Origin of the sequence: Streptomyces sp. NPDC052107 (assembly GCF_040680215.1) — a bacterium.
In the GTDB taxonomy this organism is placed as follows: domain Bacteria; phylum Actinomycetota; class Actinomycetes; order Streptomycetales; family Streptomycetaceae; genus Streptomyces.
Genome location: NZ_JBFAWG010000004.1, coordinates 270380 through 284225, shown reverse-complemented (window position 1 = coordinate 284225; position 13846 = coordinate 270380). Strand labels below are relative to the sequence as shown.

Here is a 13846-nt window from a genome sequence, read left to right as displayed (position 1 = left end):
CAGGTCGCTCTTGTTGGGCGGGATCGAGCCGCTGACGATGGTGGGGGCCGCGGACTGCCACCCTGAAAGAGTAAGAACGGCATAAACCGACACACTGTCATCCCGTATGTCCATGTGACGCATTACGGGCCGAGCACACCTGCGAAGCTGGACACCGTGTCGACCTCAACCAGCCGCTCCCTGCTCCTCGGCGTTCCGGCCGTCCTCTTCGCCCTGATCACCTGGCAGGTCGTGGCCCACGGCCCACTGCTGCGCCTGGACTCCCGCCTCAGCAGGGCCCTCGTCGAGCCGGACCGCTTCGGCGGGCTCCTCTCCGACTTCGGCAACATCCAGGTCGCCGTCCCGGTCCTCGTCGCGGCCGTGGGCTACGTCCTCTGGCGGGGGCGGGCCGCCGGGACGGACCGGTGGTGGCTGCCGCCGCTGGCCGCGGCCCTCCTGATGGCGCTGGTCCCGGCGATCGTCGTACCGCTCAAGGACTGGACCGCACGGCCGGGAACCCCCGTGATGCCCCCGGCCGTCGGCTACTTCCCCTCCGGGCACTCGGCCACGGCGGCCGTCGCCTACGGCTCCGCGACCCTGCTCCTGCTCCCCTGGCTCCGGTCGGCCGTCACCCGCCGGTTCCTGGTGGCCGGCTGCGCACTGCTGGTCCTCGGGGTGTCGTACGGCCTCGTCCGCCGTGGCTGGCACTGGCCGCTGGACGTGGTGGCCAGCTGGTGCCTGTCCACCGTGCTGCTGACCACCCTGTCCCTGGTGACGGGCCTCAGCCGAAGTACGCGTCGAAGGTCTTCTGGAACTCCCAGTTCGAGTAGCGGTCCCAGTTCACCGACCATGTCATCAGACCGCGCAGCGCGGGCCAGGTCCCGTGCGTCGCGTACGAGCCGCAGTTCGTCTTCTTCGTGAGGCAGTCCAGGGTCTTGGTGACCTCGGAGGGGGCCACATAGCCGTTGCCCGCGTTCGTCGACGCCGGCATGCCGATCGCGACCTGGTCGGGGCGCAGGGGTGGGAAGACGTTGTTCGGGTCCCCCGCCACCGGGAAGCCGGTGAGCAGCATGTCGGTCATGGCGATGTGGAAGTCGGCGCCGCCCATGGAGTGGTACTGGTTGTCCAGGCCCATGATCGGCCCGGAGTTGTAGTCCTGGACGTGCAGGAGCGTGAGGTCGTCGCGCAGGGCGTGGATGACCGGGAGGTACGCCCCGCAGCGCGGGTCCTGGCCGCCCCACTTGCCGGTGCCGTAGTACTGGTAGCCCATCTGCACGAAGAAGGTCTCCGGGGCCATCGACAGCACGAACTTCGAGCCGTATTTGGCCTTCAGGGTCTTCAGGGCGGAGATGAGGTTGACGATCGCGGGGGTCGTCGGGTTCCTGAAGTCGGTGTCGCTCGTGTCGAGGGACAGGGAGTGGCCCTCGAAGTCGATGTCGAGGCCGTCCAGGCCGTAAGTGTCGATGATGTCCGAGACCGAGGAGACGAAGGTGTCGCGGGCCGCGGTGGTGGTGAGCTGGACCTGGCCGTTCTGGCCGCCGATCGAGATCAGCACCTTCTTGCCGGCCGCCTGCTTGGCCTTGATCGCGGCCTTGAAGTCCGCGTCGTTCTCGACGTTCGGGCACTCGGTGACCGGGCAGCGGTTGAACCGGATGTCCCCGGAGGTGGGCGAGGTGGGTTCGCCGAAGGCGAGGTCGATGACATCCCAGCTGTCGGGCACGTCGGCGAGGCGGGTGTAGCCGGAGCCGTTGGCGAAGCTCGCGTGCAGATAGCCGACGAGGGCGTGGGTGGGCAGGTCGGCGGAGCCGCCGCCGCTGCCGGCGCTGGTCGTGGCGGTGACGACGGCGGACTTCGCTGACTCGCCGGCGGCGTTGGTCGCGGTGACCTGGAAGCCGTACGCCGTCGAGGCGGACAGCCCGGTCACGGTGGCCGACGTGCCGCTCACCGTCTGGGACTTGGTCCCGTCGCGGTAGACGGTGTAGCTCGTGGCGCCGGTGACCGCCGACCAGGACAGGGCCACGGAGGACGAGGTGACGGCGGTGGCCCTCAGGCCGGTGGGCGCGGCGGGCGGCTGTCCGGTGCCGCTGCCGCCGTGGCCGACGAGGGAGATGTCGTCGGCGTAGTACGTGCCGGTGCCGTACCAGCCGTGCGTGTAGATGGTGACCTTCGTGGTGGCGGCGCCGGTGGTGAAGGTGGTGGTCAGCTTCTGCCAGTCGGGGGCGGACTGGGTCCAGGTGGAGACGTCGGTGGTGCCGGTGCCGTTCGCGCCGAGGTAGACGTACGAGCCACGGACGTAACCGGTCAGCGTGTACTGCGCGTCGGGCTGGACGGTCACCGTCTGCGCGCACTGCGCGTTGTCGCTGCCGGCCGGGGTCGCCTGCAGCGCCGAAGTTCCGGTGTGCACAGGCGAGTTGACCGTCGTACCGGCCGTGCAGGTCCAGCCGGTCAGGCCGGACTCGAAGCCGCCGTTCGTCGCGATGTCCGCGTCGGCCGCGCGGGCGGCCGACGACAGTGCGGTGATGCCGGGCACGGCCAGCAGGGCGGCCGTGAGCAGGGCGAGGACGGATCTGGGACGTCTTGCGCGCGGGGCGCGTGCGGCGCGTTCCACAAGGGCCTCCGGTGTCGGGGGAGTTGGAGGGTGGAGCGCACTCAACTTGGTCCAGACCAATCCTGTTGTCAAGGTTTCCGGGCGCTAGCCGTCCCCGCCCCTCCTGAGGCCAGCCGTGCCGCGGCATCGTGCATCGCCGGCTCCAGCAGCGCGGGGCCGGTCCGTGTGCCCGAGCCGTCCGGCGGCACGAGCCAGCGCACGCTCCGGGTCGCCCGGCCGGGATACGGCACGACGATCCAGGTGCCGGGTCCGGCGGTGCGGACGCCGGTACCGACCCAGCGGGCCGCGGTGCCGGGCGGCACCAAGAACCCGACCCGGTTGTCGCCGAAGCCGGCGAGTACCGGGCCGGCCGAGCACGCGGGTGACCACGTCCAGGGTCGGATGACCGAGGTCGCCCGGCAGGATCAGTACGTCCCAGGCTCGGCCTGCGGGCAGCAGCGCGACCCCGAGGGGATTGCGCTGCCATTCCCAGCGGCAGGCTTCGGGGTCCGGTGCGACGGATGCCAGCCATTCGACGGCCGTCTTCGTCCCAGTCATGAGAAGGCCTCCCTTTCTCTCGCCCGACCGTCCGGTGCGGTCGCGTCAGGAGGAGAGAGAGGGAGGTCTTCCGGGGGCATTACGCGGGTTCCGCGTCCCCCTTCAGGTGGCCTGGATCACATCTGCAGGTCGGCTGGGGTCGTCACCAGCCGTAGTCCTAGTCCCAGTAGTAGTCCCAGCAGTGGTGCTGATGGTCCCAGTAGTGGTGCCGGTGGTGGTGCCGGTAGCCATGGTCGTGGTGGTCCTTCTGGTGGGCCGTGGTCACCGCGGACGTCTGGTGCATCGGCGCCGCCGAGGCGGCCGCGGCCGGCAGCATGACGCCTCCGGCGACGACGGCGGCGGAGGCCACCGCCGTCGCCAGGCCGAGGCGGCGCCTGGCGCGGAAACCGTCGGGGTTGCGGGTGATACCCGGGATGCGGGGCATGATCGTCTCCTGCTGTTCCGGAGGTGTGGCATCGGTGCCTCGGGTGAGGTCCGTGCTTCCAGTACGCCGGAATGCGGCAGAAGGGTCATGTTCCGGGATCTCGTGGCTTGACGGCGCCGTAAGGGCGGGGTAAAAGCACTCAGCTGTCGAAGCCCAGCCCCAGCCGGTCCATGGTCCGCAGCCACAGATTGCGGCGGCCGCCGTGCGCGTCCGCGCGGGCCAGGGACCACTTGGTGAGGGCGATCCCGGTCCAGGCGAACGGCTCGGGCGGGAACGGCAGCGGCTTCTTGCGGACCATCTCCAGCTCGGTCCGCTCGGTGCGCTCCCCGTCCAGCAGGTCGAGCATCACGTCCGCGCCGAAGCGGGTCGCGCCCACGCCCAGGCCGGTGTACCCGGCCGCGTACGCGACCTTCCCCTGGTGCGCCGTGCCGAAGAACGCCGAGAAGCGCGAGCAGGTGTCGATCGCGCCGCCCCAGGCGTGGGTGAAGCGGACGCCCTCCAGCTGCGGGAAGCAGGTGAAGAAGTGGCCCGCGAGCTTGGCGTACGTCTCTGGCCGGTCGTCGTACTCGGCGCGCACCCGGCCGCCGTAGTGGTGGATCGCGTCGTAGCCGCCCCACAGGATCCGGTTGTCGGCGGACAGCCGGAAGTAGTGGAACTGGTTGGCGCTGTCGCCGAGTCCCTGTCGGTTCTTCCAGCCGATCGACGCCAGCTGGTCGGCGTTCAGCGGCTCGGTCATCAGCGCGTAGTCGTAGACCGGCACGGTGTAGGAGCGCACGCGGCGCAGCAGGCTGGGGAAGATGTTGGTGCCGAGCGCGACCCTGCGGGCGCGGACCGCGCCGTACGGCGTGCGTACGGCCATGCCGGCGCCGTACTGCTTCAGGGTCAGCGCGGGCGTGTGCTCGTAGACCCGCACCCCGAGCTTCAGGCAGGCCTTCTTCAGGCCCCAGGCCAGCTTCGCGGGATGCAGCATGGCCACGCCCCGGCGGTCCCACAGGCCGGCCTCGAAGGTGGGCGAGTTCACCTGCTCGCGCACGGCGTCGGCGTCCAGGAACTCGATGCCGTCCGCGAGTCCCTTCTCCGCCAGCTCCCGGTGCCAGTCCTTCAGTTCCCAGGCCTGGTAGGTCTCGGTGGCGACGTCGATCTCGCCGGTGCGCTCGAAGTCGCAGTCGATGCCGTGCCGGGCGAGCGCGGCCTCGATCTCGTCGAGGTTGCGCCGGCCCAGCTCCTCCAGTTTGTGGATCTCGTCGGGCCAGCGGGTGAGGCCGTTGGGCAGGCCGTGGGTGAGGGAGGCGGCGCAGAAGCCGCCGTTGCGGCCGGAGGCGGCCCAGCCCACCTCGCGGCCTTCCAGCAGGACCACGTCGCGCTGCGGGTCGCGCTCCTTGGCGCCCAGCGCGGTCCACAGCCCGCTGTAGCCGCCGCCGACGACCAGCAGGTCGCAGGTGTCGGTGCCGGTGAGGGCGGGCTCGGCGGGTGGCTTGCCGGGGTCTTCCAGCCAGTACGGGACCGGCTGGGCTTCGGAGAGAGAGGCGATCCAGTTGTCTTTGCCACGACTCATGGCGCTTGGGGCCATGATTTCAACTCCCTACAGTGGAGAAGGCTTATGCCTTTTGTTTGTTGCGGCTGTTGCCGACGAGCATCGAGAACAGCGTGATGAGGACGGCGACAAGGAACATGGCCGTACCGATGACGTTGATCTGGACGGGCGTGCCGCGCTGCGCCGAACCCCACACGAACATCGGGAAGGTGACGGTCGAGCCGGCGTTGAAGTTCGTGATGATGAAGTCGTCGAAGGACAGCGCGAACGACAGCAGCGCACCCGCGGCGATGCCCGGTGCCGCGATCGGCAGGGTGACCCGCAGGAAGGTCTGCACGGGCCCGGCGTACAGGTCCCGGGCGGCCTCCTCCAGGCGCGGGTCCATCGACATCACACGCGCCTTGACCGCGGTGACGACGAAGCTGAGACAGAACATGATGTGGGCGATGAGGATCGTCCAGAATCCGAGCTGAGCACCCATGTTGAGGAACAGGGTGAGCAGCGAGGCCGCCATGACGACCTCGGGCATCGCCATCGGCAGGAAGATCAGCGAGTTGACGGCGCCGCGGGCGCGGAAGCGGTAGCGGACCAGCGCGAAGGCGATCATCGTGCCGAGCAGGGTGGCACCGACCGTCGCCCAGACGGCGATCTGGAGGCTGATGGACAGCGAGCCGCACATGTCGGCGACGCCGCACGGCTGCTTCCAGGCGTCCAGGGAGAACTGCTGCCACTCGTAGTTGAAGCGTCCCTTCGGCTTGTTGAAGGAGAACACCGTCACGATGACGTTGGGCAGCAGCAGGTACGCGAGCGTCAGGATTCCCGCGATGACGACGAGATGGCGCTTGAGCCAGTTGACGAAGGGCATTTAGACCAGATCCTCCGTCCCGGACCGGCGGATGTAGATCGTGACCATGGCCAGGATGGCGGCCATGAGGATGAAGGAGAGGGCCGCGGCCGTGGGGTAGTCCAGGATCCGCAGGAACTGCGTCTGGATGACGTTGCCGATCATGCGGGTGTCGGTGGAGCCGAGGAGTTCGGAGTTGACGTAGTCGCCGGCCGCGGGGATGAAGGTCAGCAGCGTGCCGGAGACCACGCCCGGCATCGACAGCGGGAAGGTGACCTTGCGGAAGGTGGTCCAGGGCTTGGCGTACAGGTCGCCGGCCGCCTCGTGCAGCCGCCCGTCGATCCGCTCCAGCGAGGTGTACAGCGGCAGGATCATGAACGGCAGGAAGTTGTACGTCAGTCCGCACACCACCGCCAGCGGTGTGGCGAGGACGCGGTCGCCGGCCGTCCAGCCGAGCCAGTTGGTGAGGTCCAGGACGTGCACCGAGTTCAACGCGTGCACGACGGGGCCGTTGTCGGCGAGGATCGTCTTCCAGGCCAGGGTGCGGATCAGGAAGCTGGTGAAGAACGGCGCGATCACCAGGACCATGATCAGGTTGCGCCAGCGGCCCGCGCGGAAGGCGATCAGATAGGCCAGCGGGTAGCCGAGCAGCAGGCACAGGACCGTGGCGGCGGCCGCGTAGAAGACGGACCGCAGGAACTGCGGCCAGTACTCGCTCAGCGCGTGCCAGTAGGTCGCGAGGTGCCAGGTGACCTTGTAGCCCTCCTCCAGCGAGCCCGTCTGCACGGACGTGGAGGCCTGGTAGATCATCGGCAGCGCGAAGAAGACGATCAGCCACAGCAGGCCGGGCAGGAGCAGCCAGTACGGCGTGAACCGGCCGCGCTTGCGCGAAGGTTTCTTCTCCTCGGCCACGGGCGCGAGGGGCGGGGGCGCCTCGGCTTCGGTGAGCGTCGTCATCAGGCGGCCGCCTCTTCCTCGGTGCCCGCGGAGCCCACTGTCCCAGCGAGCAGGGACTGGGCCGCGTCCAGGCCGAAGGTGTGCGCCGGGCTCCAGTGCAGGACGACGTCGGCGCCGGGCACGAGCCGGGCGTCGCGCTCGATGTTCTGGACGTACACCGAGAGCTCGTCGCAGACCGGGCTGTCGATCACGTACTGGGTGGAGACGCCGATGAAGCTGGCGTCCGCGATCTTGCCGGTGAGCCGGTTGCGGCCCTCCGGTATCTCGCCCGCGTCGTCGGCGTGCGCGAGGGAGATCTTCTCGGGGCGGATGCCGACCAGCACCTTGCCGCCGGCCGTCGCCGGGGCCGAACATCGCGCCTTGGGCAGCACCAGCTTGCCGCCGCCCGCCTTGAGCACGATGTCGTCGCCGTTCTTGGTGTCGACCTCGGCCTCGATGAGGTTGGAGGTACCGAGGAAGTTCGCGACGAAGGTGGTGTTCGGGTTCTCGTACAGGTCGGTGGGCGAGCCGAGTTGCTCGACCCGGCCCGCGTTCATCACGGCGACCGTGTCGGCCATGGTCATGGCCTCCTCCTGGTCGTGCGTGACGTGCACGAAGGTGATGCCGACCTCGGTCTGGATGCGCTTGAGCTCCAGCTGCATCTGGCGGCGCAGCTTGAGGTCGAGGGCGCCGAGCGGCTCGTCGAGCAGCAGCACCTTGGGGTGGTTGATGAGGGCCCGGGCGACGGCCACGCGCTGCTGCTGGCCACCCGAGAGCTGGTGCGGCTTCTTGCGCGCCTGCTCGCCGAGCTGGACCAGCTCCAGCATCTCCTCGACCTGCTTCTTCACGCTCTTGATGCCGCGCCGGCGCAGGCCGAAGGCGACGTTCTCGAAGATGTCGAGGTGCGGGAAGAGGGCGTAGGACTGGAAGACCGTGTTCACCGGCCGTTTGTGCGGCGGCAGATGGGTCACTTCCTGGTCGCCGAGGTGCACGGTGCCGGAGGAAGGTTCCTCCAGGCCGGCGATCATGCGCAGGGTGGTGGTCTTGCCGCAGCCGGAGGCGCCGAGCAGGGCGAAGAAGGAGCCCTGCGGCACGGTCAGGTCGAGCGTCTGCACGGCGGTGAAGCCGTTGCCGTATGTCTTGCTGATACCGGAGAGGCGGACGTCGCCGCTGTTGTCTGGTGTCGTCATCGTCGTCGTCACGCCCCTGTGAGCTTCGAGAACTTCTGCTGGTAGGCGGTCTCTTCCTTCTGCGTCAGCGAGCGGAAGGCGTGGGACCGGGCCTGCATGGCCTTGTCGGGGAGAATCAGCGGGTTGTTCGCCGCGTCCTTGTCGATCTTGGCGAGATACGGCTTCACTCCCGCCACCGGGCTCACATAGTTGATGTAGGCCGCGAGTTCGGCGGCCGGTTCGAGCTCGTAGAAGAAGTCGATGAGCCGCTCGGCGTTCGTCTTGTGACGCGCCCTGTTGGGGATCAGCATGTTGTCGGTAGACGTCATGTAGCCGCTGTCGGGGATGACGTAGCCGACGTCCGGGCTGTCCGCCTGGAGCTGGACGATGTCACCGGCCCAGGCGATGCACGCGGCGAAGTCGCCCTTGGTGAGGTCGGACGTGTAGTCGTTGCCGGTGAAGCGGCGTATCTGCCCCTTGTCGACGGCCTTCTGCAGGCGGGCGACCACCGCGTCGAAGTCGTCGTCGGTGAACTTCGCCGGGTCCTTGCCCATGTCGAGCATGGTCATGCCGATGCTGTCGCGCATCTCGGTCAGGAAGCCGACGCGGCCCTTGAGCTTGGGGTTGTCGAGCAGGTCGGAGACCGACTTCACCTCGATGCCGTCGAGCGCCTTCTTGTTGTAGGCGATGACGGTCGAGATGCCCTGCCACGGGTACGAGTACGCCCGGCCGGGGTCCCAGTCGGGGGCGCGGAACTGGTCCGACAGGTTGGCGAAGGCGTGCGGCAGGTTGGACGGGTCCAGTTTCTGGACGTACCCGAGGCGGATCATGCGGGCGGCCAGCCAGTCGGTGAGCACGACGAGGTCACGGCCGGTGTCCTGGCCGGCGGCGAGCTGCGGCTGGATCTTGCCGAAGAACTCGTCGTTGTCGTTGATGTCCTCGGTGTACTTCACCTGGATGCCGGTCCGCCTGGCGAACGCGTCGAGCGTGGGGTGCCGCTTCGTCTTGTCGTCCACGTCGATGTACTCGGGCCAGTTGGAGAAATTGACGACCTTCTCCTTGGCCGAGTGGTCGTCGGCGGACACGCCTCCTTGTGTCTTGGTCGCCGCGGGGATCCCGCAGGCGCTCAGCGCCCCGAGTCCGCCGACCGTGAGCGCGCCGCCCGCGGAGGCGCGCAGCAGCGACCGGCGGGTCATCGCGGCCCGGCCGCTGCGGAAGCTGCGGCGTATGGCGGCCAGTTCGACCGGTGTGAAGCGGTCGGGCTCGTACTGCTCCATGCGCGTGGTGCCCTTTCGGGAGGGATGGCTGGTCGGCCTGGTCGGGGGCCGGAACGTCACACCCGGCGGCAAGCCGGCTCCTTCTGATGTCCGGTTGCTACCGGTCCCCGAAGATCGTGCGGTGCCAGTCCTTCCTGGCAACCGCCGTATTGTCGAACATTACGTGCTTGACCTGCGTGTATTCCTCGAAGGAATACACCGACATGTCCTTGCCGAAGCCGGACGCCTTGTATCCGCCGTGCGGCATCTCGCTGATGATCGGGATGTGGTCGTTGATCCACACGCAGCCCGCCTTCATCTCGCGGGTGGCGCGGTTCGCGCGGTACACGTCGCTGCTCCACGCGGAGGCCGCGAGGCCGTACGGGGTGTCGTTGGCCAGCCGGATGCCCTCGTCGTCACTGTCGAAGGGCAGGACGACCAGGACGGGACCGAAGATCTCGGACTGGACGATCTCGCTGCCTTGTGCCGCGTCGGCGATCAGGGTCGGCCGGTAGTAGGCGCCCTTCTCCAGGTCGCCCTTCGGGGCCTCGCCTCCGGTCACCACGCGCGCGTAGGCACGCGCACGGTCCACGAAGCCGGCCACCCGGTCCCGCTGGACGTGCGAGATCAGCGGCCCGAGATCGGTGCCGGGAGCGAACGGGTCCCCGAGCCGCACGCTCTCCATCAGGGCGGCGGTCTGCTCCACGAAGGCCTCGTACAGCGGCCGCTGTACGTAGGCGCGCGTGGCGGCCGTGCAGTCCTGCCCGGTGTTGATGAGCGCACCGGCGACGGCCCCGTGGACGGCGGCCTCCAGATCGGCGTCGTCGAAGACGACGAACGGCGCCTTGCCGCCGAGTTCCAGATGCAGCCGCTTGACCGTGGCGGTGGCGACCTCGGCGACGCGCCTGCCGACGGCGGTGGACCCGGTGAAGGAGGTCATGGCGACGTCCTTGTGGCCGACCAGGTGCTCCCCCGCCTCCTTCCCGGTCCCGGTCACGATGTTGATCACACCGTCGGGGATGCCGGCGTCCGTGGCGGCCCGGGCGAACAGCAGCGAGGTGAGCGGGGTCAGCTCGGCGGGCTTCAGCACGATGGTGTTGCCCGCGGCGATCGCCGGGAGGATCTTCCAGGCGGCCATCTGGAGCGGGTAGTTCCAAGGCGCGATCGACCCGACGACACCGATCGGCTCGCGCCGGACGTACGACGTGTGGTCGCCGGAGTACTCACCGGCGGACTGCCCCGCGAGGTGCCGGGCGGCGCCCGCGAAGAAGGCGGTGTTGTCGACGGTCCCCGGCACGTCGAACTCGCGGGTGAGCTTCAGCGGCTTTCCGCACTGCAGGGACTCGGCGCGGGCGAAGTCCTCCGCCCGGTCGGCGAGCACGGCGGCGAACCGGTGCAGGGTGTCGGAGCGCTCGCCCGGGGTGGCCGAGGCCCAGCCCGGGAAGGCCTCGCGCGCGGCGGCGACGGCCGCGTCGACGTCGTCGGTGCCGGCCAGCTCGTAGGTGTACACCTCCGCGCCGGTGGCGGGGTCGACCACGGCGTGGGTACGGCCCGAGGTGCCCTTGGCCGGTCGGCCGCCGATGAACTGCGCGCCCTCGGCGAATCGCTCCTGTGCGGGGAATCGTTCCGGGGTGGCGGTGCCCGGGTTGTGCATGTCGCTCTCCTCCGCCGTTCGCCCCGTCCCGAGGGGTGGGTGGCGTAGCTCCAGCTCGATTTGAGTGCCGATCCTGACAGAGCCATAGGACTCCAACAAGTGATTCCGTTGTTGCCTTTTGGTTACGCGACGGAATCTGTCGACCAGGTGTCGAGTCGGGCCGGGCTGCGATCGACATGCTGCTCCGCAGCGTGGGCCGGACGGAGTGTCAGTGGTGCGTGCCAGACTCGCGTGCATGAAGAAGATCGACGGGGTGGAAGCCCTGATCAGGGAGGTCCGGGCGGGGTCCCGGATCAAGTACCTCCACTTCTGGGGGCACCGGCCGAGGCCGGACGGCAGGATCGGCGCGAGCTGTCTGAGCCAGTGGTGGCCGTCACCGTTCGCGGTCGACGGGGTCGCCTACGCGACGGCCGAGCACTGGATGATGGCCGGCAAGGCGCGGCTGTTCGGGGACGCGGAGGCGGAGCGCAGGGTGTTGGCCTCCGGCCATCCATCCCAGGCCAAGAAGGCCGGCCGGCTGGTCCGGGATTTCGACGAGGCGATATGGGAGCGGGAGCGGTTCCGGATCGTGGTCGAGGGGAGCGTGCACAAGTTCGCGGCCGACGGTGCGCTCCGGGAGTTCCTGCTGGGCACGGGTGACCGGGTGCTGGTGGAGGCCAGTCCCGTGGACCGGGTGTGGGGGATCGGGCTTGCGGCGGATGACGAGGCGGCTTCGGACCCGGCGCGGTGGAAGGGCCTCAACCTCCTGGGCTTCGCGCTGATGGAGGCGCGGGATCGGTTGAGAGCGGACTGACGCCGTCGGGGGTGCGGAGCGTTCCCGGCTGCCGGTGCGACGGTCGTTGATCGCGCCCTGGCCGGCGTGTCAGCTGCTGAACGCGATCAGGAAGGCGAGGAAGCCCAGGGCCAGGACGATGCCGGACGCGCCGCAGATGAGGCCGGCCAGGGCCACGCCGGGGTTGGTGGCCTCACCGCGCTTGGCCTTGCCTCGGCCCAGTGCGCCGAAGATCACCGCGAGGGTGCCCAGCACCAGGGCGATCGGCCACAGCAGGAAGCCGACCGCCGACAGGATGCCCAGCACCAGGGAGGCCGTGCCCATGCCGTTGCTCGGCAGCGGCTGCGTGCCGGGCCAGCCGTAGGGGCCGGGGTACGGCGGCTGGGGCTGGCCGGGGTAGCCGTAGGCGGACGGCATGCCCGGGTAGCCGTACGGCACCTGGCCGGGGCCGCCGGGGGCGATGGGCGGCGGGGGCACGGGCTCAGGTCCCGCGTGCTGCGCGGCGGGCGGGGCGTAGGCGGCGGCCGGCGCGGCATAGGGGTTCGCGTTGGTGGCCGGCGGGGCGTACGGGTTCGCGTGCGGCGTGGCCGTCGGGGGCGCGAACGGGTTCGCCGCCCGGGGTGCGGCGGCGGCCGGCGGGGCCCAGGCCTGCGGCGCGGCATCGGCGGGCTCGTTCGGCGAGGAGGGCAGCGAGGTCAGCGTCTGCTGGTAGTGGACGGATCCGTCACCAGGTGCGGAATCCGGGCGCGACCCGGATATCGCGCCCTGCCCCGGAGGCTGCCAGGGCGCCTGATCCTCCTCCGGCCGCTTGTCCAGGGACACCCAGGGTGCCGTCGGTGCCTCGCCGGCAGGCTGGTGCCGCTGGGGCGTGGACTGTGGCACCTCGTCGGACATGGTGGAGGCCCCCTCCGCTGGACGTCCCGCCATGTTACGGGCAGGCCGGGACGGCGTGGGGCCGGGGCCTACGATGATCCCGCGCAACCGATCAGCCGATCACCGCGCCCGCACCAGCGGCCCGGCACCACGGGCACCGCCACGCGGGCGCCCTTCCCGGGGAGGACCCCATGACCGACAGTTCCGTACCCGCCGCCGGCACCGCCGACCGCGATCTACGGACGTTCATCGCCGGACTGCCCAAGGCCGAACTGCACGTCCACCACGTCGGCTCCGCCTCCCCGCGCATCGTCTCGGAACTGGCCGCCCGCCACCCCGACTCCAAGGTCCCCACCGACCCCGAGGCCCTCGCCGACTACTTCACGTTCACCGACTTCGCGCACTTCATCGACGTGTATCTGTCGGTCGTCGACCTCATCCGCACCCCGGAGGACGTCCGGTTGCTGACCTACGAGGTCGCCCGCGACCTGGCCCGGCAGCAGGTGCGCTACGCCGAGCTGACCGTCACCCCCTTCTCCTCCACCCGGCGCGGCATCGACGAGCTCGGCTTCATGGCGGCGATCGAGGACGCCCGCAAGGCCGCCGAGGCCGAGTTCGGGACCGTGCTGCGCTGGTGCTTCGACATCCCCGGCGAGGCCGGGCTGGAGTCCGCCGAGGAGACGGCACGGCTGGCCACGGACGACCGGATCCGGCCGGAGGGCCTGGTGTCGTTCGGGCTCGGCGGCCCCGAGATCGGCGTACCCCGGCCGCAGTTCAAGCCGTACTTCGACCGGGCCATCGCCGCCGGTCTGCACTCGGTCCCGCACGCCGGCGAGACGACCGGCCCGGAGACGGTGTGGGACGCGCTGACCCATCTGCGCGCCGAGCGCATCGGGCACGGCACCAGCTCCGCGCACGACCCCGGGCTGCTCGCCCACCTCGCCGAGCACCGCATCCCGCTGGAGGTCTGTCCGACCTCGAACATCGCCACCCGCGCGGTCCGCACCCTGGACGAGCACCCGATCAAGGAGTTCACCCGGGCCGGGGTGCTGGTCACGATCAACTCCGACGACCCGCCGATGTTCGGCACCGGCCTCAACAACGAGTACGCGGTGGCCGCCCGGCTGCTCGACCTGGACGAGCGGGGCCTGGCCGACCTCGCGAAGAACGCCGTGGAGGCGTCGTTCCTGGAGGCCGACGGCAAGGCCCGGATTGCGGCGGAGATCGACACCTACACCGGTACCTGGCTCGCCTCCTGAC

Annotated in this window: 11 protein-coding genes and 2 pseudogenes; 3 read left to right on the top strand and 10 right to left on the bottom strand. The window is 69.9% G+C overall.

Going from position 1 to position 13846, the window contains the following annotated elements:
* Positions 1–156: 156 nt before the first annotated feature.
* A pseudogene (locus AB0M27_RS06795) lies at positions 157–819 on the top strand (phosphatase PAP2 family protein); the annotation flags it as partial.
* Here AB0M27_RS06795 and AB0M27_RS06790 read toward each other — a convergent pair.
* The 9 genes and pseudogenes from AB0M27_RS06790 to AB0M27_RS06750 all read right to left on the bottom strand — a co-directional run bounded on the left by AB0M27_RS06790 (position 761) and on the right by AB0M27_RS06750 (position 10941).
* A complete protein-coding gene (locus tag AB0M27_RS06790; protein WP_365718648.1) occupies positions 761–2587 on the bottom strand; it encodes a glycoside hydrolase family 18 protein in 1827 nt (608 codons plus the stop codon). The pseudogene AB0M27_RS06795 and the gene AB0M27_RS06790 overlap by 59 nt on opposite strands.
* 68 nt (positions 2588–2655) lie before the next feature.
* Positions 2656–3124: pseudogene (locus AB0M27_RS06785) on the bottom strand (hypothetical protein).
* Positions 3125–3281: 157 nt separating this feature from the next.
* Positions 3282–3548 carry a hypothetical protein gene (locus tag AB0M27_RS06780; RefSeq protein ID WP_365718646.1) on the bottom strand — a complete coding sequence of 89 codons (267 nt, stop codon included), beginning with the start codon at positions 3546–3548 and terminating at the stop codon, positions 3282–3284.
* A gap of 139 nt (positions 3549–3687) precedes the next feature.
* The gene (locus AB0M27_RS06775) at positions 3688–5118 is read right to left on the bottom strand and encodes an FAD-dependent oxidoreductase (RefSeq protein WP_365718644.1); all 1431 of its coding nucleotides are present in this window, start codon (positions 5116–5118) and stop codon (positions 3688–3690) included.
* 28 nt (positions 5119–5146) lie between these two features.
* Entirely contained in the window at positions 5147–5947 is an 801-nt protein-coding gene (locus AB0M27_RS06770) for an ABC transporter permease (RefSeq protein WP_365718642.1), read from the bottom strand.
* The gene (locus tag AB0M27_RS06765; RefSeq protein ID WP_365718640.1) at positions 5948–6883 is read right to left on the bottom strand and encodes an ABC transporter permease; all 936 of its coding nucleotides are present in this window, start codon (positions 6881–6883) and stop codon (positions 5948–5950) included.
* The gene (locus AB0M27_RS06760; protein ID WP_365718638.1) at positions 6883–8052 is read right to left on the bottom strand and encodes an ABC transporter ATP-binding protein; all 1170 of its coding nucleotides are present in this window, start codon (positions 8050–8052) and stop codon (positions 6883–6885) included. The genes AB0M27_RS06765 and AB0M27_RS06760 overlap by 1 nt, the downstream gene beginning before the upstream one ends.
* 8 nt (positions 8053–8060) lie before the next feature.
* Positions 8061–9308: a spermidine/putrescine ABC transporter substrate-binding protein gene (locus AB0M27_RS06755; RefSeq protein ID WP_365718636.1), complete on the bottom strand. Its 1248-nt coding sequence runs from the start codon at positions 9306–9308 to the stop codon at positions 8061–8063.
* A gap of 97 nt (positions 9309–9405) precedes the next feature.
* Positions 9406–10941 carry a gamma-aminobutyraldehyde dehydrogenase gene (locus tag AB0M27_RS06750; protein ID WP_365718634.1) on the bottom strand — a complete coding sequence of 512 codons (1536 nt, stop codon included), beginning with the start codon at positions 10939–10941 and terminating at the stop codon, positions 9406–9408.
* Positions 10942–11176: 235 nt separating this feature from the next.
* On the opposite strand from AB0M27_RS06750, the gene AB0M27_RS06745 reads away from it, so the two are divergent.
* Positions 11177–11734: an NADAR family protein gene (locus AB0M27_RS06745; RefSeq protein WP_365718632.1), complete on the top strand. Its 558-nt coding sequence runs from the start codon at positions 11177–11179 to the stop codon at positions 11732–11734.
* 69 nt (positions 11735–11803) lie between these two features.
* Here the strand turns inward: AB0M27_RS06745 and AB0M27_RS06740 are convergent, their stop codons facing one another.
* Positions 11804–12607: a DUF4190 domain-containing protein gene (locus AB0M27_RS06740; protein WP_365718630.1), complete on the bottom strand. Its 804-nt coding sequence runs from the start codon at positions 12605–12607 to the stop codon at positions 11804–11806.
* A 170-nt stretch (positions 12608–12777) separates the two neighbouring features.
* Here AB0M27_RS06740 and AB0M27_RS06735 point away from each other — a divergent pair, with 170 nt between their 5' ends.
* Positions 12778–13845 (top strand): adenosine deaminase, encoded by a 1068-nt coding sequence (locus tag AB0M27_RS06735; protein ID WP_365718628.1) that lies wholly within the window; start codon positions 12778–12780, stop codon positions 13843–13845.
* Position 13846 lies beyond the last annotated feature (1 nt).